Raw genomic sequence first — 25,111 nt, 5'->3', positions numbered from 1 at the left:
CATATAACATTTTATGGTCTATGATGGTTGCATAGCAACATCATTACTTGCCATTAGCGGGAGGCACAGAATGCAACACCCGATTGTCACTCACTTCTTTGATGAGCCCACTAACACCTTTAGCTATGTGGTGCAGGATCCAGATAGTAATGCCTGCGCTATTCTAGATTCGGTACTGGATTTTGATTATGCCGCGGGGCATACGGATGTACGTTCTGCTGACGAGATCATTGAATTCATTCGCGATAACCGCCTTGAAGTAACGTGGATTTTAGAAACCCATGTACATGCTGATCACCTCTCTGCGGCGCCTTATTTACACCAAATGCTAGGTGGAAAAACTGGGATTGGCGCGCACATTGTCGACGTACAGGAAATTTTTGGTAAAGCATTCAATGCAGGGACTGAGTTTGCTCGGGACGGTAGCCAATTTGATGCTCTGTTTAATGAAGGCGATACGTTCACCATTGGCAGTCTTCAAGCGCGCGTGCTTCATACGCCAGGCCATACGCCTGCCTGCCTTACTTATGTGATAGGCGACGCGGCCTTCGTTGGCGACACACTGTTTATGCCAGATTACGGCACCGCACGCTGTGACTTCCCCGGTGGCGATGCACGTACGCTGTACCGCTCTATCCAAAAGGTGTTGGCACTGCCGACGCAAACGCGGCTGTTTTTGTGTCATGACTATAAAGCGCCAGGCCGAGACGTTTATCAGCACGAGACCAGTGTGGCAGAGCAGCGTGATGCGAACGTCCATGTGCATGAAGGCATTTCAGAAGATGAGTTCGTGAAAATGCGCACGGAGCGTGATGCCACGCTAGGCATGCCTAAGCTCATTATTCCCTCTGTACAGGTCAACATGCGCGCGGGCGAGATGCCGCCTGCCGACGACAATGGCGTTGTCTATCTAAAAGTCCCTATCAACCGTTTTTAACTGATATTGATTATCGAGGAGCAGAAAATGAAAGCAAACGTCGGCGGTATCGACAAAGTGGCACGAATCGTAGTTGGTCTTATTCTGATCATACTGGCGCTTACCGGCACCATTGGCGCATGGGGATGGATTGGCGTCGTACCACTCGCCACTGGGCTGTTTAATTTTTGCCCATTGTATCCTCTGCTGGGCATCTCAACCTGTAAAAACAAGCATTAACACAGCAAGGAGACACCTGTGGACTGGATAGCAAGCCTGCAAGGGCTCGTTGGTGGTGTATTGATAGGCTTATCCGCTGTGTGGTTGATGGGAGCCTTGGGGCGCATCGCCGGTATTAGCGGCATTATTGGGAACTTAATAACCCAGCGACCTAAAGGCGACAGTGCTTGGCGCATAGCCTTTTTGTTCGGGCTGGTGAGTGGCCCGTTATTGGTCATGGCAATGGGAGGCGGGCTAGGCAACGTTGCCGATGCTCCCGGGGCGGTGATCGGTGCGCCAGCTGGCGGTGTGCCGCTAATGTTGATAGCCGGTCTGTTAGTTGGGTTAGGCACTGGGCTTGGCAGCGGCTGTACCAGCGGCCATGGCGTTTGCGGTTTGGCACGCTTATCCCCCCGCTCTATGGCCGCCACTGGGGTGTTTCTACTCACAGCGGTGGCCACGGTCTATGTGATGCGTCATATGATTGGAGGTGGTGTATGAGGCGCGTGATATGAATAGTGCAACAGTAAAAACCGCTGCTGGCTATATCGCTGGTTTGCTATTCGGGCTTGGGTTAGCTATCTCGGGTATGACTGATCCTGCCCGTGTACTTGGCTTCCTTGATGTAGCCGGCGCTTGGGATCCAACGCTGATGTTCGTGCTAGGCAGTGCGGTAGGCACAACGTTTGTGGGCTATCGGTTGGTATTTGCACGTGGCGAGCCGCTGTTTAGCGCTAATTTTCAGCTTCCAACTAAGCAAGCGTTAGACGGTAAGCTGCTGGGGGGGCAGCGCTATTTGGCATTGGATGGGGGCTTTCTGGCTACTGTCCTGGCCCTGCCATCGCCTCCATCGGTGGGATCTCATTGCCGTTATTGGCGTTGTTGGCCGCGATGGTGGCAGGCTGGTTTATCGCAAAACGTATTAGCCAGTAGCGTTAATGTATAAACCACTGTTATCGCCCTTGTCTCTTTAGGCAAGGGCGTTTTTGTAAATGAGCTTTTGTAAATAAGCTTTGGTAAATGAGCTTTGGTAAATGAGTTTATGGCACAGCCCGCTAGCTTAATGTTGGGTTAATGTGCGTTTGCCATGCTGGTAGCAATAAAAGGAAAACCGTCATGCACGTCTTGCTCATTGAAGATGATCCATTGGTCGCATCAGGAATACGCTCCGGTTTAATGATGTACGACTTTGTCGTCGATCATGTGTCCACGATTCAAGCAGCGGGACAAATCATGCAGTCAGTGGTAAGTGACGTTGTGATACTTGATCGCGGTCTTCCCGATGGCGACGGCTTGCAACTGCTGCAATCGTGGCGTGACCAAGGTAACGCTACCCCAGTGTTAATGCTAACAGCGCGGGATGCGGTACGAGACCGTGTTGACGGCCTGCAGTGCGGAGCCGACGACTATCTGGTGAAACCCTTTGACCTTGACGAGTTAGTGGCCCGTCTTCATGCACTGCTTCGGCGAGTATCGGGCCGTAGCCAGGGTATGACGGTACATGGGGCGCTAACGCTGGATCCTCATGCGCGTGAAGTGAGAGTCTCCGGTCAGTTGGTAACGCTATCGCGCCGAGAACTGGTGCTTTTAGAGGCCTTTCTGCATTCGCCGCGCAGCGTGCTTTCTGCCGACCAGCTAAAAGATAGCCTCTATGGTTTGAGTGACGATGTAGAGAGCAATGCACTGAATGTGCATATCCACCATCTACGTCGAAAACTAGGCAGTGGCATCATTGAGACGGTTCGTGGGTTGGGATATCGGTTAGGCAAGCCTGAGGCTGTCCACATTCCAGGCACGCCTCATAAGGGGCAGCAATGAGTTTACGAGCCCGCCTATTGCTTACCCTGGGGGTGACATTGGCATTGCTATGGGGTGTTGCTGCGGCTTGGTTGCTCAATGATTTAGAAAAAAAATTCGTAGAAACACTCGATCAGCGCCTTGCTCAGTCGGCACGCATGGTCGCCGGGCTCGTGCTTCAACTGCCTGAAGATGTCTGGGAACAGAGCCAAGCTCGCGCTTTGTCTATCCCGCCCATCGAGGGGTTGGCCTGCCAGGTGCACTCCCCGCGTGGCGATATCATTGCCCGTACTCATGCCAACATGGAAACCATACTGGCACCGGGTGAGCGTGGTCATGCTTACCGGCAGGAAGGCGATACTACCTGGCGTGTCTTTACCTATGAACGTGGCAATCTGGTCATTACCACCGCCGACCGGATGGATGAGCGGGACATATTGCTTAGCGATGTGTTTCGCGTCGCTGTCGTGCCGTTTGTGGTGGCATTAACGGGCAGTTTAATTGCGCTCTGGGTGGTTGTTTGGCTTGGTTTTGCGCCGCTAACCAGGCTGCGCGCGTCGCTTGCCAGTCGTCATCCGGAAGCGCTGGCACCCGTATCTACCTATGGTGTGCCGAAAGAGATTAAACCGTTGATTGAGACGCTCAATGGGTTACTCGTAAGAATCCAACAAACCATTGTCCGTGAACAGCGTTTTACCAACGATGCCGCTCATGAGTTACGCACTCCCTTAACGGCGATTAAAACCCATCTTCAAGTAGCGCAGCGAGCCGACGGCGAAACGGCGAAAGAATCACTCAGATACGCAGAGGCGGGGGTGGTTCGACTAGCGCATACGCTAGACCAGTTACTGACGTTAGCAAGAGTTGAAGGGCGCATGCGCTTTGATGATGGCGAGCTAAGTCAGGTAGGTGAGATTGTTGATGTTGCGATCGCCGATAGCATGGCAACTGCAGGGCAGTGCCAGCTTCCCTCTCAATTACCCCAAGTGTGCGTTGCCATGCCTAGAGAGCTGGCAATAACCGCACTACGTAATTTACTGGATAACGCATTGCATCATGGGGCGAGTGAGCAGCCTGTCGCGCTAAGCGTGCAGTGTACCCCTGATCAGCGTCACGTAACGTTCACAGTGCATGACCAGGGTAGCGGCGTCGATGACGCTACACTAAAGCAGTTAACTCAGCGTTTCTGGCGCGTGAGCAAGCAGCAAGGTAGCGGTTTGGGCTTAGCGATTGTGGCGGCAATTGTTGAGCGTTTTGGGGGCTGGGTAAATTTTGAAAATGTCCAGGCCGGCGGGTTTAGCGCCCATTTAACCATTCCTACGGTAGGGGATGAGCAACGAGAAAGACCTGAGGCTATTCGATAGCTCTCGCTGCATCATCGCAGTAAATGGGCTACGACTAGTAAATAACGGGCAGGTAAGTAAATAACGAACAGCAGTCAGGGGGATATATGAATAAAAAACAATGGAGCAAGTTCAGCTTGTTGATGGGCGCCAGCCTTATAGGGGCCAGCACGCTCGCAGGCACGGCCTTTGCCGAAACAGGCGATGCCGAGCGTGGCCAGGCCGCCGCGGCAACCTGTACAGCGTGTCATCAAGCTAACGGCAGTGGGATGAACATACCTGGAGGCGAATCGTGGCCGCGTTTGGCTGGGCTTAATGCCGATTATATCGTTAAGCAGCTACACGATTTTAAAGAGGGACGTCGCCAAAACGCCACCATGATGCCCTTTGCTAATATGCTTAATGACCAGCAAATAGTGGACGTTGCCGCCTATTATAGCGAAATGCCTATCACCCCTGGCCAAGGTGGCGATGACGTGGACGAGGCGCTATTAGCCCGTGGCGAACAGTTGGCTGAGCGCGGAGATTGGGATGCCTACATTGTGTCATGCAAGAGCTGTCATGGCCCGGGCGGCACTGGCGTTGGGGAGACGTTCCCTGGTATTGCAAGCCAGCACGCAGGTTATATAAGCAACCAGTTGCATGCTTGGCAAAATGATCAGCGCAGTAATGATCCCCAAAATTTGATGGGGGCTATTGCTAAGCGTATGAGCGATGAGGATATCCAGGCGGTGTCAGCATGGTATGCCGGCCAGGACGTTAGCGCCCAAACCGGCAGTGAAGAGGAGGCAGCGCAATGATTATGCATAAAAAACGTCTCGTGCTAGCACTAACAGGCTGTTCATTAGCTACCGGACTAGCCGTCAGCGCTTTTGCTGACAATGTTGCCGATCCCTCTAACGAAGCGCCCTATCAGCAGTTAGTGGAACTTGGTTTTCCTGCACCGCAAGAGGGCGAGCTAGTTCATGTTCCACCGACCATGGCAGACCTGGAAGACGCTGATATCCATCCAGAGCTAAAAAAGGTCATTCGGTATGGCTACGACCTATTTACCAACACGCAGCAGCTCCGCGGTGAAAACGTTTTCAATGACATGAACTGCTCAAGCTGCCACTTAGGCGAAGGGCGTCAACCGTTTAGTGCACCGGTCTGGGCAGCGGCGGTCACGCTTCCTGACTTCAGGGGTAAAAATCAGCACGTTAACAATCTTGAAGAGCGCATTGCTGGCTGCTTTGCTTACTCGATGAATGGAACGCCGCCTGCCTATGGCAGTGATGAGATGCTCGCACTCAGCGCTTACCACCAATGGCTAGCTACCGGTGCGCCAATGTACCCCAGTCAGCCTATTTATGGCCGCGGTTTTCCTGCGCCAGACGAGCCAGATGAATCCCCCGATTACGCCCGTGGTGAAGCGGCGTACCAAGAAAACTGCGCTATTTGTCATCAAGACAACGGCGCTGGACACTATGAGAACGGCGAGTATGTGTTCCCCGCCCCCTGGGGGGATGGCTCTAATAACTGGGGCGCAGGCATTGTCAGAGTCGATACCGCCGCAGGATTTATTTACAACAATATGCCGCTAGGACAGCCACGCTCGTTAAGTGACCAGGATGCCTGGGACATTGCCTATTACATGAGTAGCCAAGAGCGACCGCAAGACCCCCGTTACACGGGTGACGTTGCTGAGACACTAGAGCGCTTTGGCCCTACTTTCCATAAACGTTCGCTTTATGGGCAGGTCCGTGAGCATGACGGCCATGTACTTGGTGACCATGCGAACTTTGGCGAAAAAGGCGATATCGAACCATGGAACGTCGGTATGCCTCGTTTTGAAAATCTGACAGACGAGTAACTAGCTAAGGAGCAGCGATAGAAGCATCGCAACCAACGTATCCGGAAAAAACAGTAGCCCGTGGTGGTATAACCCCACGGGCTACTGATTGGTTTGAGGATGCTGGATGGGCGCTTTAAAACTTGCTTATATTGTCTGCTTTAAGGCGCTTCACCGCCCATCATTTCAATTAAACGCTCCTCGCTCGGTAAGCCTTGAATCCTGTCGATACGTAAATTGCCACTGTCTGTCTCGCGCTGGAAGGCGCTGGTGGGCGTAGCGTACAGGCCTAGCTCCTCAAAAAGCTGATTGTTGGCATATACCTGTTCTTCAATATCTCGAGGCTGGGCGCTTGCTGAAAGCGAATCGCCGTTGCTGTGGTCATGTAGCGCGGCAGCAGGATCGTCTGCTCCCAGCAGGGTGGCCGCCAGGGCGGGACTGTTCGGTGCCAAGATGCCCACCATAATATGGCGCAGCTGTACCTCTCCAGCCTCTACCCAAGGGCGACTTTGTTGCCACAGTTGGCGACAGTAGGGGCAGTTAGCATCGGTAAAGGTATAGATAACCCGCGGCGCGTTTTCATCGCCATCTTGAATCCAGTGGCTCTCTTCCAGTAACGCCCAGGTTTGCGCTTCAAGCGGAACCCGAACATGCTCCTCTATCTGTGCTTCGGTGAGGTCGTTGCCTTGATCATCCATTAGCGTGCCGATAATGGTGTGTTGGCCATCAGGAGTTAAATAAATCGCCAACTCTTGGCCCTGTACGCTAGCACCGTAACCACGCATGCCCCCTGGCGCCTCAAACTGACCGTGAATCGTTATCCCCTGGTTGGTGAGCGCTTGAACTGGTGCAGGCAGTTCTTCGGCATAGCTTGTGGAGATGTTGCCAATGCTCGTTAATAGTAACAAAGTGCTTAAACGAGACAGGGAAAAGTGTTTCATAAGTAAATCCTTATATGTAAAAGATGAGCACTGTAATTCGTTGATGTTATGGGCAAAGGTAGGAGGCTGTCTCAGCGCAAACGTTCCAAGCCTTGTTGAAGAGTTGCTCTAGAAAGTTCGCCAAAATGCGTGTTCACGAGTTTTCCTTCTGCGTTATAAAAAAGGGTAGTGGGCATGGCGTGAGCACCCGTTGCGCTCCCTAATGCATTGCTTTGGTCAAGCCACACATTATCGAGTGAGAGGTCATGTTGATTCATAAATGTCTCAATGTGCTGGGCGCTTTCCCCCTGATTAACAAACACAAATGTGATGTCCTGCTCGGTATTTTGAGCTTCCTCAAAAATAGGCATTTCACGAATACAAGGGGGGCACCAGCTCGCCCAAAGATTAACAACAAGAGGCTGCTGCGTTTGCTTGGCAAGTTGTGGCAGGTTGGCAGAGTGGCCGTTCCGATCTAATAAAGCAGTGTGTGGTAGTGGGCGCGATTGTTGTTCAATTAATAGAGTGCTACCAACTAGCATCCCCCATGTGAAAATTCCCGCAAGTAAAGCACCGCTTAAAGGCCAGCGTTGGCGAGAAGAGCGCCATAGAACCCAACTCGCGTAACCGAGTCCAGCAATAAGACCGGCTGCTAAATCAAAGCCACCGTCACGAATATCTAATCGGGAAATAATACCGTCATACGCTTCCCAGTAACGCACTACAAATACTACTCGCGCAGCCAGGAGAGCAATAAAAAATATCGTTATAAGCGTATCGCTGACCGCTACGCTATGTCGCCGCCCTAGTAACGCCCCCACCAAAAGCGCTATCAGAAATGTCACTATTAAAACTAGCTGATGGAGGCTGAAGCCCAAAGGGCCAATTGCAATGCTTTGTTGCAGCATAATTAACTATTATCTCAGTCAATGTTGAATGCTGCAGTATCTCAGCAGTCGATTATTTGACGATTATATTGCCTAATTGCTGAGACATTATGCCGCAATGCACCTTTCACGTGTCTGTCACCATCCATCTTATTGCATAGGGAGGAAGCGCGGTTTCCTCCAGGGCGTTTTGCAGATCTAAAGCACGCCAAGCATGTTGGCTAAGTGCCTGCTCAAGTGCTTCTCCTACATTATCTAATGGCAGTAGCGTATCGGTGACATTAAACAGGGCAAGCAGGCGGCGGCCGTCGCTTAGCGGGCCTCGCTCAATGGCTAACACGTCAGGCGGCGTGGTCAGTACGCGTTGTGTGGCGTTGGGGTGGAAGCAGGGCTCTGTGCGCCGAAGTTCCAGCAAGCGGCTAAGCGCATGAAACACATCGTGAGTCGGCGTTGAGGGGCTTTCGAGTAACAGTGCTAGCTCATCACGCTGCCAGCGGCGTCGATTAATTGAGCGCAATCGGCCGCTGCGCTCCACTCCTTCGACATCGTTAAGCGTGCCGGTCAATGTATGAATATAGAGGGCGGGAATGCCCTGGAGCGTCAGCATAATAGCTTGGCTGCACAGGAAGCGGGCAATTTGCCAGGGGTCTGGTCCTCTGCGCGTGCCGCGCATGGCCTCAAACCAAGTAATATTGATTTCGTAGGGCGAGTCACTGCCATCGGGATTGCTGCGCATGCTGACAAAGCCACCAAAGCGATGCATCAGTTCTAGCAGTGCATCTCGCTCATGATCGGGTAGCACCCCTTCTAAAGGGCGCACGCCAATACCATCATGGCTCGCGGTGAAGTTTAAATAGGTGCAGTGTCTGGGCAATATCGGCAGGCTGGAAAGCCATGTTTGAAGGGTAGTGGCTTCACCGCGGGTGAGCGTGTGCAATAACAAAGGGGGCAGGGCGAATTGATAGACCATGTGAGCTTCGTCTGGTGCCCCGTTGGCTAACCGCTCTAGGCCAAAGTAACTGATGTTTTCTGCGTGAGGGACATTGGTCTCGGTAATTATCAGCGTGCCCGGCGCTATTTCATCCACAATGGCGCGCAGTAAACGGACCACCGTATGGGTTTCGGGAAGGTGGATGCATGGCGTTCCCAGACGCTTCCATAAAAATGCCACTGCATCCAGGCGAATGATACGCACGCCCTGTTGGAGGTAAAACAGCAGGATGCCAACAAACTCGAGCAATACGTCAGGGTTTTCAAAGTTTAAATCGATCTGATCTTCTGAGAAGGTTGCCCATACATGGCGCGTGCCCCGGCGCGTGGAAATGGGCACTAGCAATGGGCTGCTACGTGGTCGAACCACGTCAGAAACATCGGTTTCTGGGTCTATTTCTATAAAGTAATCACGACCTGGCAAACTTCCGGTTAAATAATCCACAAACCACAGGGATTCGCGAGACACGTGGTTTAGCACTAAATCGCCCATCACGTCATAGTGGCTTGCTAGCTCACGGATGTGCTGCCAATCACCTAGCTCTGGATTAACCTCGCGGTAATGAATGACTGAAAAGCCATCATCGCTACTCCAAGGAAAAAAAGGCAGCACATGCACGCCGCTAATACGCTCCCCCAAATAGCGTTGAAGAAACTCATTCAGCACAGCAAGAGGAGGCGTTTCCTCTGCCACAATGGAATCACCGTAGCTAATGACCCATTGATCTTTTTCGCTCCACGTTGGTGCATTATCGCCTTCAGCCGCGGTATTTTCTGTTATGGCTGGCGCCTGTGATGCACTGCGAAAGTGGTCAATGTGTTGTCCAAGACGGCGTTGTACCTCGCTGGCGCGGGGGCCGTAGAGGTGCGAAAGGAAATGGTGGACTGTCTGCTCAAATGGGGTCATAGGGGTTTCCTCTTAAACAACCTACGACAAACGCTGCAGCTTGTGTGCCAAATCGTTACAATGCTAGGTTAACGCCGCGTTTAAAGAAGCGACTATTTTTGCTTGCAAGCGCCCTTAAACTGCATGTCGTTGTAGCGCGTGGCTACTCCGCTGCTAATAAAAGTTCACAATATGCTTATATGTGCCGTTATCCGCACAAGCTGACACGCTGCACGTACTGACAACAGGTTGACTGCCATGCATTGCCCTTTTTGTGGTGCTAATGATACTCGAGTGACCGACTCGCGGCTGGTAGCCGACGGTGACCAGGTGCGCCGTCGTCGCCAATGCGCTAGCTGCCAAGAGCGCTTCACCACGTATGAAACCGCAGAACTGATTATGCCGAGGGTCGTAAAATCCGACGGCTCACGCGAAACCTTTAACGAGAGCAAGCTGCGTGCAGGCATGTTGCGAGCGCTGGAGAAGCGTCCGGTAAGTGCCGAGGCAATAGAAGCCGCCGTTGAGCGTATTCGCCAATCGCTTCGTGCCCGCGGGGACCGCGAAGTAAATGCGCGGGATATCGGTGAGGCCGTTATGAAGGCATTAAGCAACCTGGATCAGGTGGCGTATATTCGCTTTGCATCGGTATATCGTAAGTTTCAGGATTTAGACGAATTTCGCGCTGAGATAGACCGTCTTTCTCAAGATCCTGGCGATCACCCTGCATCAGCCCACAGCGATCCACATCGCGGAGAGGCTTGATGAACGAGTTGATGGAGAGAGGCTTTACCAGCGCTGATCATCAATTTATGGCGCGTGCTCTGCAATTGGCGGCGAAAGGGCTGTATACAACAGACCCCAACCCCCGGGTAGGCTGTGTTATTGTCCGCTACGATCAACACGCGGAAGGGCAAGTGGTTGGCGAGGGCTTTCACCTCCGTGCTGGCGAACCTCATGCAGAAATCCACGCGCTTAACGCCGCTGGTGCAAAGGCAGAAGGCGCAACGGCTTATGTCACGCTGGAACCTTGTTCCCATACAGGACGCACTGGCCCTTGTGCCGTTGCGTTAGCGGATGCCAACGTTGCCCGCGTGGTGGTCGCAATGGTTGACCCTAACCCTTGCGTTAGTGGACGCGGTATCACGCGGCTTCGGGAATCAGGAATTCAGGTAGATGTTGGACTGTTGGAAGAGGATGCCCGTGCGTTAAATCCTGGCTTTATTTCCCGTATGCAGCACAAACGTCCCTTTGTACGCTTAAAAATGGCCATGAGCCTGGATGGCCGCACTGCCATGGGCTCTGGAGAGTCGCAATGGATTACTGGCCCAGAAGCTCGTAGCCAAGTGCAGCGTCTGCGAGCGCGTTCAAGCGCTATTTTGAGCGGCGTTGAGTCCGTCATTATGGATGATTCACGGCTAACAGTGCGCGCAGACCAGTTGGGGCTCGATAACGCGGATACAATTAGTCAGCGGCAGCCACTACGCGTTATTTTGGATTCGCGTCTGCGGTTACCGTTAGCGGCAGCTTGTCTTCGTGAACCCGGCCGCACATTGATTATTACCACTGAACACCACAGTGAAGAAAAACGCCAAAAGCTGGAAGCTGCAGGCGCTGACATTAAGGTACTGCCCGCGGCTCAAGAAGGCCGAATCGACCTTGCAGACATGCTGAACTGGTTGGCTGAGCATGAGCTGGTAAATGAGCTGCTGGTGGAAACCGGCGCTACGCTGGCAGGCGCGCTGCTAGATGCAAATGCGGTGGATGAACTGCAGTTATTTGTTGCTCCCACGCTTTTGGGTGGCGAGGCTCGACCACTATTTGCGTTGCCCGGGATGACCCGCATGGCCGACCAAAAGCGTTTAACTATTAAAGAAATTCGAGCCGTTGGGAGTGACTGGCGCATCATCGCTAAACCGTGCACTGACTAGCGCGCCGGGCCAGAGCAAGGTACCCTGACGCGCGAAATCGCATGTGTTGCGACCACTTATTTTGGAGATTCCATGGCGCATTCCTCTTCAGAGGGTTTGTCCCCTATCGCTGAGCTGGTGGAAGATATCCGCCAGGGCAAAATGGTGATTCTCATGGATGATGAGGATCGCGAAAACGAAGGTGATATCATCATGGCGGCCGAAAAAGTTCAGGCCGAGCATATCAACTTCATGGCGCGTTATGCCTGTGGGCTTATTTGTATGCCCATGACTCGCGAGCGTTGCGAGCAGCTAAACCTACCGCTGATGGTGCGTGATAACGGCTCTGGTTTTGGCACTAAGTTTACGCTCTCCATTGAAGCGACCGAAGGTGTGACCACCGGCATCTCAGCAGCTGATCGTGCGCGTACTGTTCAAGCGGCAGTGGCGGCGAATGCCAAGCCGACGGATATCGTACAGCCAGGGCATATATTTCCGCTAATGGCTGAACCTGGTGGTGTTCTACGTCGTGCTGGGCATACTGAAGCAGCCTGTGATTTAGCCTCTTTAGCGGGCTGCGACCCCAGCGGCGTCATCTGTGAAATCATGAATGATGATGGCAGTATGGCGCGTCGGCCTGAGCTTGAAGTGTTTGCTAAAAAGCATGGTATTAAAATTGGCACGATTGCCGACTTGATTCACTACCGTATCGTCAATGAACAAACGGTTGATGCGGTTGAAACGACCAGTGTGATGACGGCCCATGGGGAACTGGCGCTGCATGTGTTCCGGGACCGTATACAAGGTGCCCATCATTTGGCGTTAGTTAAGGGGCAACCGACGCCAGAGCAGGCGACAACGGTGCGTGTTCACTTGGCGGATACGCTGCGTGATATCGTAGGGTTAATGAAAGATGAGCAGTGCCGTTGGGATGCCCATCGTGCGCTGAAAGAGATCGCTAATGCGTCTGCGGGGGTCTTTGTGCTGATTGACGATGGTCGTCCTCACCAAGACTTGAAAGATCAGCTCGATATTTTTCTGGATCGCGTGCGTCAACCGCGCACCAGCGATTCGGACGGTTCAGGTAACTACTTAACGATTGGTACTGGCTCGCAAATCCTACGCCATTTAGGGGTGGGCAAAATGCGGCTACTCAGCTCACCGTGGAAATTCTCGGCGCTCTCCGGTTTTGATCTCGAAGTTGTCGAGCGTCTAGGGCCAAATGACACGGCGTATGAGCCAACTTCTCAGCAGGAATAAATTGATGCAATCCCTTTCGCAAGTTGAAGGCACTTTTGTGGATGTCGATGGCCGTTATGTCATCGTTGTAGGCCGTTTTAACCACCATGTAGTGGATAGCCTGGTGGAAGGTGCTATTGATAGCCTGACACGCCACGGCGTTGATGCGGACAATATTCATCTTGTCCATGTACCTGGTGCTTGGGAGCTACCGCTGGCAGTAAAGCGTGTACTTAACGTCATGAAGCCCGACGCTGTTATCGCGCTGGGCGCTGTTATTCGTGGTGGCACGCCGCATTTTGAATATGTAGCTGGCGGCTGCAACACCGCCATCAACCACCTCCAGCTTGAGTTCGATACGCCGGTCGCAAACGGCGTGTTGACCGTTGAGTCTATCGAACAGGCGATTGAGCGGGCGGGCACCAAAGCGGGTAATAAAGGTACGGAAGCCGCAATGGCAGCGATGGAGATGGTCTCATTACTGCGAGCATTGCCGCTAGGAGACAACCAATGAGCGAACGTCGTGAGCGTAAGCCCTCTGCCGCGCAGCTAGGGCGCCACGCCGCGCGTGAGTTAGCGGTTCAGGGGATTTACCAGTGGCAAATGACAGGGAAATCGATCACCACTATCGAAGCTGAGTTTCGTAGCCAGGTGGCAGATGATGACCTGGAAGATTACGAAAATTGGGTGAAAGTAATGGAAATCGCTGATAAGGCGCTTTTCCATGAACTGCTGCATAACACGGTCCGGTTCAAAGCGGAGTTAGATCGTGAAATTGCGCCGCTGCTCGACCGACGCCTCGAAGATCTTGATGCTGTTGAGCTAGCCATCCTGCGCTTGGGTGCCTATGAGCTTTCTCGGCGGATGGAAGTACCCTACCGAGTAGTGATTAACGAAGGCGTTGAGCTGGCCAAATCATTTGGTGCCACCGACGGCCATAAATACGTGAACGGCATTCTCGATAAGTTAGCAAATCGCTTACGAAGTGCTGAGGTCAGCGCTCGCCGTCTGTAAGGCGAGCCTCCTGATAATGCGTTTAAGGGGCCTTTGTGCTTGGCGAATTTGAACTGATTCAGCGCTACTTCATGTCGCCGCAGGAGGCGCACGCGACAGCTGGCATAGCGCTTGAAAATGGCGACGATGCAGCGCTTTTGGTGCCCCGAGCAGGTCAGCAGCTTGTGGTCAGCGTTGATACGTCGGTGAGTAACGTGCATTTTCCTCACGATGCCCCAGCGCACGCGGTAGGACATCGCGCGCTGGCGGTGGCGCTCAGCGACTTAGCAGCCATGGGTGCTAAGTCTCGTTGGTGCCTGATGGCAATGACGCTGGATAAGAGCATCTTTAATGACCGCGAAGCTGCTGAACACTGGTTAGCAGGATACGCTGAAGGGTTTCACGCGCTTTGCCAGCAGCACTCCACCGCGCTGGTTGGTGGCGATGTCACCTCTGGGATGCTGACCATCGGTGTTACGGTGATGGGCGAAGTGCCATCTGGCCAAGCGCTAACTCGCTCAGGTGCGCAGGTCGGCGATGTTATCGCCGTGACCGGTGCCTTGGGTGGTGGTGCCGGTGGCCTAGCACTTTGGCGTCAGGGCGAACGCGAATTGTCGCACCCTCTGCTGGCTCGCTATTTGTTGCCGCAACCTCGCTTAGCCGCGGGTGTTGCACTGCGCGGCATTGCAACGGCGGCATTAGATATTTCAGATGGCTTGCTGGCAGATTTGTCGCACTTGCGTAAGGCATCTGGTATAGGCTGTGCACTAGACGTCGACGCGCTACCGTTGGCTATAGGATTGCAAGAAACGTTAGGCCACGATGACGCGATTAAAGCCGCGCTATCGGGTGGTGATGACTATGAGCTGCTGGTGACGCTATCACCCAAAAGTCTCGCTATTGCCCAACAGCGGCTCGCCGATCTCGGTCTCTCGCTGACGGTGATAGGTCACTGTACCGAAACGCTAGGTGTCACTGGCGTTGCCGCCAGTGACTACGAAGGGTGGCAGCATTTTAGCGGGGAAGCGCCATGAACCGAGCACCAGCGAGCGTTTGGCGTCGGCCAACCCATTTTTTTGCCTTTGGCCTAGGCAGTGGTGCGGTGCCCTGGGCGCCTGGCACCTTCGGGACGCTAGCAGCAATCCCATTCTACTGGATGATGGCCGACCTCCCTTTGGTCTGGTATCTCAGCATTGTTTTTGTGGCGTTTGTGGTTGGGGTGTGGTTGTGTGACAAAACTTCCCATGACTTAGGCGTGCATGATCACTCCGGTATTGTTTGGGATGAGTTTGTTGGCTACTGGATAACCATGGCGGCAGTGCCCTTCTCGTGGGAGGCCGCTCTCTGGGGATTCATTGTTTTTCGTATTTTCGATGTCTTCAAACCGTGGCCTATCCGGTGGGCAGACCGGCGTGTTGCCGGGGGATTTGGCATTATGATTGATGACGTTATGGCGGGCATCTACGCGTGGAGTACGATGCATTTATGGTTTTGGCTACACTAATAACCTATCTGCACAAACCGGCAGGTGGGTCACCTATATAATAAATGGACTTAGCTAATTACTGGGAACTGATCACGCAATGTCGTTGGCGAATGGCTCCAATCGTGGGGGTGTTCAAGGAGATCGCATGCGCAAGGAACGACTAATCGTGCCTATTCTCGCGGCCTTAGTGGTGGCGTGGGTGGCGGCACAACTGCTATCAAGCATTTTGTTTGAACGCAGCCTTCGTCAAGCATTAGAAGATTTGGAAGCGCGAGGGGAGTGGCGGGTTAGTCGGACGGAGAGCCGCCAAGGGTGGTTGACGTCTCAGGGAAAACTGCTTTTATCGCCCTTATTAGGGCGGCCATGGCGGTTAGAGCTTACTTACCGTGCTCGTCATGGTGCGTTAAGTACTGACGTTGAAGGAACGCTACTGCCCCGCTTAGATAGCGTTTTGCAAAAAGCCGTGGGAGAGGTCTCTGCCCCGTCTATACCGCGCTGGCAAGGACGCTACCATACGCTAAGTGGGCACAGTGAACTGCGTCTGGCACTTGCCCCTTTTGTGATCCAGCAAAATGGTCGTGAGCTATCGGTTCGTGGTGCCCGTATGCGCTTAGAAGGCGTATTTGGTGATTGGCGGTTGCGTGCGCTGCTCGACCAGCTCACGCTAACGGATGGTCCCGCTCAATTAACGATGGGGCCTTCGTCTCTTGAAAGCCGTTATACCTACATTGACGATGCCTATCATTTTGCTCAGCGTGACCATCTGCATGTTGAGTCGTTATCGCTTCACTATCCTGCCTATGATATTCGTGTGTCGCCGCTTGATGTTCACAGCCACATGGTACTCGACGAGCAAGAGCTTCGCTTGAATGGCGAACTGATCATTGGCGAGGTGAGCGTCCCAAGCGAAGCGCCCGATACACCTTTGTTAAGTGGTCGGATTGAGGCCGAGCTTTCACGCTTAAATGCGGATGCTGTTCGCGCAACAATCTTGCGTTTGCGGCAAGAAGCCTCATGGGGCGACGCTAGCCTACCAATGGCAGAAGGGCTGCTGGTGCGTTTAGCCCCTGATTTAAAAGGTGTGTTGAGTGACTCACCTCGTTTAGACATTACAACGATCGCGATTGAAAGTCCGCTGCTAGGTATCAATGTTAATGCAGATGGTGCGCTGTTTTTTGATGCGCGTGGGCTTGATGAGCTTATGATGACGAGGCTGGATAAGCCAGAAGAGCGCGCTCGCTGGTTGGATCGAGTTGATGGTGATTTCACTTGGTACGATGCACCAACCGTGGCAGCGCTTTGGCTAGGCCTCCCTCTTGGTACGCGAGAGTTGGAGTTTGATGTTGTTCGTGGCGAGTTGCGTGTTAATGGACGCCCGATGCCCCAGCTTTGGCCATAAGTGTTTTGAGCATTATCGTTTTGAGTATCACTGTTTTGAGCATCAATGCTTTCTACTAAACAGCGACGAGCTCTGAAGCTGTTACCACTCTTCGAATACACTGCTACAAATGGTGCCAAGGGTTGAAGTTCACCCCCTGTGCCCACATTCCTTAGACATTGCTAAGCGGATCAATCCGCTAGTCACTGTTATGGGAGGGCGCATGAGCGACCAGGATTACGACCGCGATCACGAACACCTCGATTGGCAGACGGACGATGAGTCCGATGCACCGCAAGACGATACCTCGAACAGTGAAGAGCACCGTTCAGACGGTGAGAAAGTTAATTCGTTAGTGCCTGCTAGCGATATGCTCCCAGAGCGCATCTATCTATTACCGATTCATAATCGGCCATTCTTTCCCGCTCAGGTACAGCCGCTGGTCATCAACCGCGAGCGCTGGGAAGAAACTATGCGTCGGGTAGGTAATACCCCGCACCACACCATAGGCGTTGCCTTTGTTGGTGAGCAAGGTGTTGAGTCGTTGGATCACAACGATTTTCCTGAGATTGGCACGGCGGTCAAAGTACATAAACTCCAGAGCGAAGATCAACAGATCCAGTTTATCGCTCAGGGGGTTAGGCGTTTTAAAATTCAGCGCTGGCTGTCTAAAGAGCCGCCTTATCTGGTGGAAGTAAGTTATCCCAAAGAACCAGTCGACGCTGAAAACGAAGAAACCCGCGCTTATGCGATGGCCATTATTAACGGCATCAAAGAGTTGCTGCCGATTAACCCACTTTATGGCGAAGAGCTTAAACATTACCTCAATCGCTTTAGTCCTCATGAGCCCGGTCCGCTAACTGACTTTGCAGCCGCTATCACATCTGCCAAAGGCCCTGAGCTGCAGGATGTACTCGCCACGCTGTCGGTGGCTGAGCGTATGCATAAAGTTCTCCCTCTGCTACGCAAAGAAATCGATGTTGCACAGTTGCAAAGCGAGATCAGTGAGCAGGTAAATGCTCAGATGCAGGAGCGGCAGCGAGAATTTTTCTTGCGTGAGCAGCTTAAGGTTATTCAGCGTGAACTGGGTATTTCCAAAGACGACCGTGAAAACGACGTCGATACGTTTAGGAACCGCCTAGAGTCACTGGTGGTGCCAGAACGCGTCCAAGCGCGTATTGACGATGAACTCAATAAGCTCAGCGTGCTAGAAACCGGCTCGCCAGAGTACGGCACTACTCGTAACTATCTTGATTGGCTCACCTCGTTGCCTTGGGGCGTTACCAGCCAGGACAAGCTTGACTTGGCTCATGCCAGGGAAGTTCTCAACCGCGATCACGACGGCTTACAAGATGTGAAAGAGCGGATTATTGAGTTTCTTGCCGAAGGTACTTTCAAAGGCGATGTAGGTGGCTCGATTGTGCTGCTGGTCGGCCCTCCCGGGGTCGGTAAAACTTCGATTGGGCGCTCTATTGCTGAAGCACTGGGCCGTGAGTTTTATCGTTTTTCTGTGGGCGGGATGCGCGATGAGGCTGAAATTAAAGGTCATCGTCGTACTTACGTTGGCGCAATGCCCGGCAAACTAGTCCAGGCCTTTAAAGAAGTCGAAGTCGAGAACCCTGTGATTATGCTCGATGAGATTGATAAGCTGGGCCAATCATTCCAGGGCGACCCCGCGTCAGCGCTGCTTGAAGTGTTAGACCCAGAGCAAAACGTCGATTTCCTGGATCACTATCTCGATGTGCGCATGGACCTATCCAAAGTGCTGTTCTTGTGCACCGCGAATACTCTGGACTCTATCCCAGGGCCGTTGCTTGACCGTATGGAGCAGATTCGCCTTTCTGGGTATATCGCGGAAGAGAAGCTACAGATCGCTAAGCACCACCTATGGCCGAAGCTGTTGAAACGCGACAACCTGCCTAAGAAGCGTATCAACTTAACGGATGCCGCGCTCAAGCAGGTTATTGACGGCTATGCCCGTGAGGCAGGTGTTCGTCAGCTTGAAAAACAGCTGCATCGTATTGTTCGCAAGGCAGCCGTAAAGCTGCTGGAAGAGCAGCTGGAAACGGTAAAAATATCGGTTAAAAACCTGGAAGAGTTCCTGGGAGCACCGCTATTCCGCAAAGAGAAAGTGCTGAAAGGCGAAGGCGTTGTTACCGGGCTTGCCTGGACCTCCATGGGAGGCGCAACACTGCCTATTGAGGCGGGCAAAGTTCATGCTCTGGATCGCGGTTTTAAACTCACCGGCAAGCTTGGCGATGTGATGAAGGAGTCCGCCAATATTGCCTATAGCTACACGCTGGGTCACTTGCAAGAGTATGGTGCCGATGCCGACTTCTTTGATTCAGCATTTGTGCATCTGCACGTGCCCGAAGGGGCGACACCCAAAGACGGCCCGTCGGCAGGGGTCACAATGACTACGGCGTTGCTTTCGCTGGCCAAGCATCAGGCGATTAACCGACCCTTGGCAATGACCGGTGAATTGACCTTAACCGGGCAAGTCTTACCGGTGGGGGGAATTCGAGAGAAAATTATTGCCGCACGCCGCAGCGATATTTTTGAGGTGATACTACCAGAAGCTAATAAGCGTGATTACGAAGAGCTTCCCGATTACTTGAAAGAGGGAATGACGGTGCATTTTGCAAACCGCTATCGTGATGTGGCCAATGTGGTCTTCACGTAGGCGCTTCAATCGATCGTTAAACAACCGTTTAGTTAAGCCGCCGCACCAAAGAGTGCGGCGTTTTTTTAGGGTTATTCAGAGGTTAAATTCCCTTGCAGCAAGTGATAATAGAGGCAAATCAAAATTAAAAGTCCCCTAGGGAGCCTCTGCATGCGCAACAACCAACCCGTCACTCAGCGTGAGTACACGCTTGACGATGAGACTGTGCTGATTTCACGTTCCGATTTGAAGGGCAATGTGACCTACGCTAACGCAGCGTTTGTCGAGGTCAGCGGCTATACCCGTGATGAATTGATGGGAAGCCCTCACAATCTAATTCGCCACCCGGATATGCCGGAAGCAGCTTATGCAGATTTCTGGAAGACGATTAAGTCAGGTGCGAGCTGGCAGGGTACGGTCAAAAATCGTCGTAAAAATGGTGATCATTATTGGGTCACAGCTAGCGTAGCACCGCTCAGGGATGGCGATCGCATCGTAGGGTATACCTCGTTGCGGCGCAAAGCCCCAGCTCAAAGTATTGCGCTGGCAGAAACCGTCTATAAAGAAATACGCGAAAAAGGTAAATCTCGCCGCTACACGCTAGCGCAAGGGGCGCTAAGGCGCCGTGGTGTGGGAGGCTTTTTTGCTCGCTTTCAGTTTAATAGCCTAAAAGCTAAGTTAACGGGTATGGTCGTAGCCTCCATTATTCTAATGGGATTGGCAGGCGGCCTAGGGATGTACGGCTTAATGGTTTCTGGTGAGCGTCTCGATACGTTAAATCGCTCAGGGCTAGAAGCCGTCGCCAATCTTCAGCGAATAGACCGCCAAATCGGACAGGTTGTAACTCAGTTGGAACCTGCTGTTCGTAACCCTCGGCGGGTTGATGTTGATGCAGTTGCCGCATCAATTAGCGAATATTCTCAATCAATACAAACGCTTTGGAACGAGTATCTTACTGACAGCAATGCCGATTCTGAGCGTCTGCAAGCTTTTAGTGCAAGATTAGCGACCTGGGTAAACAGTGTCGATACCACGATGACGGCGGTCAGTGACGCAAATGGCTTTGCCGCTTTCGAAGCCTTTAACGACGGTGTACAACCTACCACAGAGCAGCTAAGAGAGAGCAGTAGCCAGTTAGTTAGCGATGAGCGAGCAAATGCTGAAGCGCTGGTTGGTCAGGCTCAGCAGGGACGCCAGCAAATGTTGATTGCTCAAGTGGTGTTGATGGTCATTGGTTTGCTGTTGATGGTAGGTCTCAGTACCGTAATTCTAAGGTCAGTGTTGCGCAGCGTAGAAGGGGCGCGACATATTACTTTTCAGATTGCAGCAGGTAATTTGGCTGCTCGCGAACGTCGTGAAACGAAAGACGAACTGGGCGAGTTGCTCTATTCGTTGGACACCATGCGCTTTAGCTTGGCGAGTATTGTCGGTGATGTAGAACATCGAGTGTCGGTTGTCACGCCTGCTGTTCAGCAAATTGCCGCTGAAAATGAAGAGCTTGCTTCTCGCACCGAGCAGCAGGCGTCATCACTGCAGCAAACGGCCTCTAGTATGGAAGAAATGACGTCCACGGTGCAGCAAAATACTGAGAATGCTCGCCAAGCGACGGAGCTGGCGGTGCAGAATGCCTCAAGCACCCGCGATACCCGAGAGCAAATGCAGCAGTTGGTCGCAAGAATGCAGCGTATTGCCCAAAGTGCTGAAAAAATGGCGGAGATGATTGGCGTCATTGACGGAATCGCTTTCCAAACGAATATCCTGGCACTCAATGCATCGGTCGAAGCTGCACGTGCTGGAGAGCATGGTCGAGGCTTTGCGGTAGTAGCTAGTGAAGTGCGTAACTTGGCGAGCCGTAGTGCTGATGCGGCCCAAGAAATTCGCAAGATGATTGAAAGTACGACGCAAGAGGTCAGTGGCGGCCGTGGCGCGGTCGAGCAAGCTGAGCGAGCCATCGATAATGTGATGCAGCAGGTCAGCCGTGTCAGTGAGCTGATGGAGTCGATTAGCACCGCCTCAAGCGAGCAAAGCAGCGGTATTGGCCAAATTAATTCCGCGATTGCTGAAATGGATAATGTGACTCAGCAAAACGCCACCAAAGTACAAACCATCGCGGCCTCTGCGGATAATTTAGCGCTAGAGACGTTTGAGCTAGCGAATGTAGTGGATGCCTTCCGTCTGGAAGGCGCCCAGGAAGAAAATATTCACTCTGCCCGGGAAAAGCTACAGCAGGTTAATCAAGCGCAGCGTAAAGCATCACTGAAACTGCCTTCAGGCGCTGCGGCAAGAGAAGTGGCTAGTCAAGATCACTCTGCACAGTGGGAGACGTTTTAACTCTGACAAATTGGCAAGGGAGGTTGCTCTCACCATCTAGTCTCCACGGTGCGCTCATGCCACAATCTAAGGCCGCTGGATTCACTTGCCTGTCGCCAAGAATGCGGTAGGCCACGATAAAGACGTAGAAGAGGACACCATGCCCGAGTATCGCTCCCGTACGACCACCGCCGGCCGTAATATGGCCGGCGCCCGCGCCCTTTGGCGCGCTACAGGTATGAAAGACGACGACTTCCATAAGCCTATTATTGCGGTTGCGAACTCGTTTACCCAGTTTGTACCGGGCCATGTTCACTTAAAAGACATGGGCCAATTGGTCGCCCGTGAAATTGAAAAAGCCGGCGGTGTGGCTAAAGAGTTCAACACCATAGCGGTAGATGATGGCATCGCTATGGGGCACGACGGCATGCTCTATTCGCTGCCCAGCCGCGATATTATCGCTGATAGCGTTGAGTACATGTGTAATGCCCACTGTGCCGACGCGCTAGTGTGTATTTCCAACTGCGACAAAATTACCCCTGGGATGTTGATGGCTGCTATGCGCCTCAATATTCCGGTCATTTTTGTTTCGGGTGGGCCCATGGAAGCGGGCAAAACCAAGCTGCTAGATCACGGCCTAGATCTGGTCGACGCCATGGTTATGGCGGCTGACGATAGCGTTGATGATGAAACTCTGGCTGAAGTCGAGCGCAGTGCTTGCCCCACCTGCGGCAGTTGCTCGGGTATGTTTACCGCTAACTCGATGAACTGTCTAATGGAAGCATTAGGCTTAGCGCTACCTGGTAATGGTACCGTGCTGGCGACCCATTCAGACCGTCGGCGCCTGTTTGAAACCGCTGGCCATCGCATTGTAGAGCTGGCCAAGCGCTACTATGAAGGCGAAGAAGCCCACCTGCTGCCCCGTGCGATTGGTAACAAAGCAGCGTTCAAAAATGCCATGACGTTAGATATCGCCATGGGCGGATCTACGAATACAATTTTGCATTTGCTGGCGGCGGCCCAAGAAGCGGAAGTCGACTTCTCCATGGCGGAGATTGATCGGCTCTCTAGGGAAGTGCCGCAGCTATGTAAGGTGGCACCCAATACCCAGAAATACCATATCGAAGATGTTCACCGTGCGGGTGGCATTATGGCTATTCTGGGCGAACTGGATCGTGCGGGAGTGCTGGACACGTCAGTGCCAACTGTTTACGGCGATAGCCTAAAAGCGGCGCTGGAAGAGTGGGATATTATGCGCTCGCCAAACGCTGAGGTGGTCGAGTTCTTTAAAGCAGGCCCTGGTGGTATTCCAACCCAAACCGCTTTCTCACAAAGCGCCCGCTGGCCAAGCCTAGATGGCGATCGTGCTACCGGTTGTATTCGCGACCTAGCGCATGCGTTCTCAACAGAAGGCGGTTTGGCTGTGCTTTACGGCAACATCGCCCTCGATGGTTGCGTGGTTAAAACGGCAGGCGTTGACGATTCGATTCTCGTGTTCGAAGGCAAAGCCCACGTCGTTGAGTCCCAAGATCAAGCAGTGGCCAATGTATTGGACGGTAAGGTCAAAGAGGGCGATGTAGTGGTCATTCGCTACGAAGGCCCTAAAGGCGGTCCTGGCATGCAGGAAATGCTCTATCCGACCTCGTACTTAAAATCCAAAGGGCTGGGTAAGGCCTGTGCATTGTTGACGGATGGCCGCTTCTCTGGCGGGACTTCTGGGCTTTCCATTGGCCATGTTTCCCCCGAAGCGGCGGCAGGTGGCGCGATTGGTTTGGTTGAGCAGGGCGATACCATTCTGATTGATATTCCCAACCGTACGATTAACGTGCAACTACCTGATTCAGTATTAGCGAAGCGTCGCGAGGCGATGGAAGCTAAAGGCAAAGACGCCTGGAAGCCCGTCGAGCAGCGGCCTCGTAAGGTAACTCCCGCACTGAAAGCCTACGCATTGCTGGCCACGTCAGCAGACAAAGGTGCGGTTCGCGACCTTTCCAAGCTCGACTAGGTGTAGGTACTATGTAAAACAGCCCGTGCAAAGCGGGCTGTTTTATGTGGATTGCTTTATGTGAGCTGCTTTATGCCCAATGCAAACCGTCAAAACGACTAAGGAATGTAATGAAGGCGATTATCAACGTTGGCCTCGTTGGCTATGGATTTGCGAGTAAAACGTTTCATGCGCCACTCATTCAGGCAACGGCAGGCCTGGATTTAGTCGCAGTATCCTCTAGCGATGCCGCCAAAGTGCATGCTGACTTGGATGTTGAGGTTGAGCGCCAAGCACTGGCGTTATGTCAGCGCAGCGATATTGACCTCATCGTTATCCCGACACCTAATGACACGCATTTTCCACTCGCCAAAGCAGCGTTGATGGCGGGTAAACACGTAGTCGTCGATAAGCCGTTTACCGTTACACTTTCAGAAGCCAAGCAGCTAAAAGCGCTGGCGATTGATAAAGAGCGTTTGGTGTCGGTATTTCATAACCGCCGTTGGGATAGTGACTTCCTTACTATTAAAGCGCTGCTTGAAGCCGGCACGTTAGGCCGTGTCACTGGGCTTGAGTCGCGTTTTGATCGTTTTCGTCCTGAAGTTCGTGACCGCTGGCGCGAAAAAGCCACACCAGGTGGGGGAATTTGGTATGACCTAGGCCCTCACTTGCTTGACCAAGCCTGTGAGCTGTTTGGGATGCCAAATGCCATCATGCTAGATCTGGGTGTGCGCAGAGATGACGCTAAAGCCGATGATGACTTTTTAGCGCTGCTGGAGTACGACGGCTGTCGCGTTAGCCTCAGCGCTGGCACGCTGGTTGCCGAATCAACACCGCGCTTCCGCATTAATGGAACGAAAGGTAGCTACCTTAAATACGGTCTAGACCCTCAAGAGGATCGCTTAAAAGCGGGAGAGGTGCCAACGCCTGCCTGGGGTGCTGACGCCCCTGGTACGCTGACCCTTCGCGAGGGCGACGGAGAAGAAGCACCGCTAGTGCGTCATGAGCATGCTACCCAGGCGGGTGACTACCTGGCTTACTATCAAGGCGTGGCCGTCGCGATCCGCGATAAAACGCCACTGCCTGTTGATATTGACGATGCGCTACGGAGCATGACGCTCTTGGAAGCTGGCCTAGACAGCCACCGCCAACGCCGCTGGATACCGCTAAAACACCATTTGTAAGCAGTTGGGACGGCTGCCTCTGGGCGTCGTTCCGCTACCTTCCGCGGGTGCCTCATTCGCTCGTTCCTCGCGAGATTCGTTACCACGCGCTACATAACTTATTGAGTTGACGGGTTTTGTAGCGCGGCGTAAGCGTCAGCGCACCCGCGACCGCGCTAACGGAGTTGACCGTTAACGCT

The 25,111-nt window shown here is 52.9% G+C and carries 22 protein-coding genes and 1 pseudogene; 20 read left to right on the top strand and 3 right to left on the bottom strand.

The features are described from left to right. Positions 1 to 70: 70 nt before the first annotated feature. The 8 genes and pseudogenes from J4377_RS12090 to J4377_RS12055 all read left to right on the top strand — a co-directional run bounded on the left by J4377_RS12090 (position 71) and on the right by J4377_RS12055 (position 6,127). The gene (locus J4377_RS12090) at positions 71 to 937 is read left to right on the top strand and encodes an MBL fold metallo-hydrolase (protein WP_038486102.1); all 867 of its coding nucleotides are present in this window, start codon (positions 71 to 73) and stop codon (positions 935 to 937) included. Between the two features lie 27 nt (positions 938 to 964). Next, positions 965 to 1,156, top strand: a complete 192-nt coding sequence (locus tag J4377_RS12085; RefSeq protein WP_038486099.1) for a DUF2892 domain-containing protein — start codon at positions 965 to 967, stop codon at positions 1,154 to 1,156. Positions 1,157 to 1,174: 18 nt separating this feature from the next. After that, a complete protein-coding gene (locus tag J4377_RS12080; RefSeq protein ID WP_038486097.1) occupies positions 1,175 to 1,636 on the top strand; it encodes a YeeE/YedE family protein in 462 nt (153 codons plus the stop codon). A 10-nt stretch (positions 1,637 to 1,646) separates the two neighbouring features. Then, positions 1,647 to 2,068, top strand: a pseudogene (locus J4377_RS12075) (DUF6691 family protein). A gap of 183 nt (positions 2,069 to 2,251) precedes the next feature. Beyond that, positions 2,252 to 2,953 carry a response regulator transcription factor gene (locus J4377_RS12070; RefSeq protein ID WP_038486094.1) on the top strand — a complete coding sequence of 234 codons (702 nt, stop codon included), beginning with the start codon at positions 2,252 to 2,254 and terminating at the stop codon, positions 2,951 to 2,953. Further along, the gene (locus J4377_RS12065; RefSeq protein ID WP_038486091.1) at positions 2,950 to 4,296 is read left to right on the top strand and encodes an ATP-binding protein; all 1,347 of its coding nucleotides are present in this window, start codon (positions 2,950 to 2,952) and stop codon (positions 4,294 to 4,296) included. The genes J4377_RS12070 and J4377_RS12065 overlap by 4 nt, the downstream gene beginning before the upstream one ends. A gap of 86 nt (positions 4,297 to 4,382) precedes the next feature. Further along, a complete protein-coding gene (locus J4377_RS12060; protein ID WP_253485749.1) occupies positions 4,383 to 5,075 on the top strand; it encodes a cytochrome c in 693 nt (230 codons plus the stop codon). Continuing rightward, complete coding sequence (locus tag J4377_RS12055; protein WP_253485748.1) at positions 5,072 to 6,127, top strand: c-type cytochrome; 1,056 nt, start codon at positions 5,072 to 5,074, stop codon at positions 6,125 to 6,127. The genes J4377_RS12060 and J4377_RS12055 overlap by 4 nt, the downstream gene beginning before the upstream one ends. 140 nt (positions 6,128 to 6,267) lie before the next feature. Here the strand turns inward: J4377_RS12055 and dsbG are convergent, their stop codons facing one another. The 3 genes from dsbG to J4377_RS12040 all read right to left on the bottom strand — a co-directional run bounded on the left by dsbG (position 6,268) and on the right by J4377_RS12040 (position 9,810). Further along, the gene (dsbG, locus tag J4377_RS12050; protein ID WP_038486086.1) at positions 6,268 to 7,047 is read right to left on the bottom strand and encodes a thiol:disulfide interchange protein DsbG; all 780 of its coding nucleotides are present in this window, start codon (positions 7,045 to 7,047) and stop codon (positions 6,268 to 6,270) included. Between the two features lie 71 nt (positions 7,048 to 7,118). Beyond that, on the bottom strand, positions 7,119 to 7,934 hold the full coding sequence (locus tag J4377_RS12045; RefSeq protein WP_095604548.1) for a TlpA disulfide reductase family protein: 816 nt from the start codon (positions 7,932 to 7,934) through the stop codon (positions 7,119 to 7,121). Between the two features lie 106 nt (positions 7,935 to 8,040). Then, positions 8,041 to 9,810, bottom strand: coding sequence for a sugar phosphorylase (locus J4377_RS12040; RefSeq protein ID WP_038486080.1), 1,770 nt, complete (start codon positions 9,808 to 9,810; stop codon positions 8,041 to 8,043). Between the two features lie 237 nt (positions 9,811 to 10,047). On the opposite strand from J4377_RS12040, the gene nrdR reads away from it, so the two are divergent. The 12 genes from nrdR (at position 10,048) to J4377_RS11980 (ending at position 24,932) form a co-directional block, all read left to right on the top strand. Continuing rightward, on the top strand, positions 10,048 to 10,551 hold the full coding sequence (gene nrdR, locus J4377_RS12035) for a transcriptional regulator NrdR (RefSeq protein ID WP_038486078.1): 504 nt from the start codon (positions 10,048 to 10,050) through the stop codon (positions 10,549 to 10,551). Next, entirely contained in the window at positions 10,551 to 11,717 is a 1,167-nt protein-coding gene (gene ribD, locus J4377_RS12030; RefSeq protein ID WP_253485747.1) for a bifunctional diaminohydroxyphosphoribosylaminopyrimidine deaminase/5-amino-6-(5-phosphoribosylamino)uracil reductase RibD, read from the top strand. The genes nrdR and ribD overlap by 1 nt, the downstream gene beginning before the upstream one ends. Before the next feature lie 72 nt (positions 11,718 to 11,789). Further along, a complete protein-coding gene (gene ribBA / locus J4377_RS12025; protein WP_038486076.1) occupies positions 11,790 to 12,956 on the top strand; it encodes a bifunctional 3,4-dihydroxy-2-butanone-4-phosphate synthase/GTP cyclohydrolase II in 1,167 nt (388 codons plus the stop codon). 4 nt (positions 12,957 to 12,960) lie between these two features. Further along, positions 12,961 to 13,449 carry a 6,7-dimethyl-8-ribityllumazine synthase gene (gene ribE, locus J4377_RS12020; RefSeq protein WP_009721753.1) on the top strand — a complete coding sequence of 163 codons (489 nt, stop codon included), beginning with the start codon at positions 12,961 to 12,963 and terminating at the stop codon, positions 13,447 to 13,449. Next, positions 13,446 to 13,949 (top strand): transcription antitermination factor NusB, encoded by a 504-nt coding sequence (nusB, locus tag J4377_RS12015; protein ID WP_009721754.1) that lies wholly within the window; start codon positions 13,446 to 13,448, stop codon positions 13,947 to 13,949. Before ribE ends, nusB begins: the two co-directional genes overlap by 4 nt. A 35-nt stretch (positions 13,950 to 13,984) precedes the next feature. Beyond that, positions 13,985 to 14,962 (top strand): thiamine-phosphate kinase, encoded by a 978-nt coding sequence (thiL, locus tag J4377_RS12010; protein WP_038486074.1) that lies wholly within the window; start codon positions 13,985 to 13,987, stop codon positions 14,960 to 14,962. Then, positions 14,959 to 15,432 carry a phosphatidylglycerophosphatase A gene (locus J4377_RS12005; RefSeq protein WP_038486072.1) on the top strand — a complete coding sequence of 158 codons (474 nt, stop codon included), beginning with the start codon at positions 14,959 to 14,961 and terminating at the stop codon, positions 15,430 to 15,432. Before thiL ends, J4377_RS12005 begins: the two co-directional genes overlap by 4 nt. A gap of 127 nt (positions 15,433 to 15,559) precedes the next feature. Further along, complete coding sequence (locus tag J4377_RS12000) at positions 15,560 to 16,813, top strand: DUF945 family protein (protein WP_038486070.1); 1,254 nt, start codon at positions 15,560 to 15,562, stop codon at positions 16,811 to 16,813. Positions 16,814 to 17,015: 202 nt separating this feature from the next. Then, complete coding sequence (gene lon / locus J4377_RS11995) at positions 17,016 to 19,475, top strand: endopeptidase La (RefSeq protein ID WP_253485746.1); 2,460 nt, start codon at positions 17,016 to 17,018, stop codon at positions 19,473 to 19,475. A 150-nt stretch (positions 19,476 to 19,625) separates the two neighbouring features. Continuing rightward, positions 19,626 to 21,785: a methyl-accepting chemotaxis protein gene (locus J4377_RS11990; RefSeq protein ID WP_198350154.1), complete on the top strand. Its 2,160-nt coding sequence runs from the start codon at positions 19,626 to 19,628 to the stop codon at positions 21,783 to 21,785. A gap of 139 nt (positions 21,786 to 21,924) precedes the next feature. Beyond that, positions 21,925 to 23,769, top strand: coding sequence for a dihydroxy-acid dehydratase (gene ilvD / locus J4377_RS11985; RefSeq protein ID WP_253488150.1), 1,845 nt, complete (start codon positions 21,925 to 21,927; stop codon positions 23,767 to 23,769). A gap of 110 nt (positions 23,770 to 23,879) precedes the next feature. Continuing rightward, positions 23,880 to 24,932: an oxidoreductase gene (locus J4377_RS11980; RefSeq protein ID WP_253485744.1), complete on the top strand. Its 1,053-nt coding sequence runs from the start codon at positions 23,880 to 23,882 to the stop codon at positions 24,930 to 24,932. Positions 24,933 to 25,111 lie beyond the last annotated feature (179 nt).

The organism is Halomonas sp. XH26, assembly GCF_024138895.1.
Taxonomy (GTDB): domain Bacteria; phylum Pseudomonadota; class Gammaproteobacteria; order Pseudomonadales; family Halomonadaceae; genus Vreelandella; species Vreelandella alkaliphila.
Note: the sequence above shows the minus strand (reverse complement) of the source record. Positions and strands in the feature narration are given on the sequence as shown.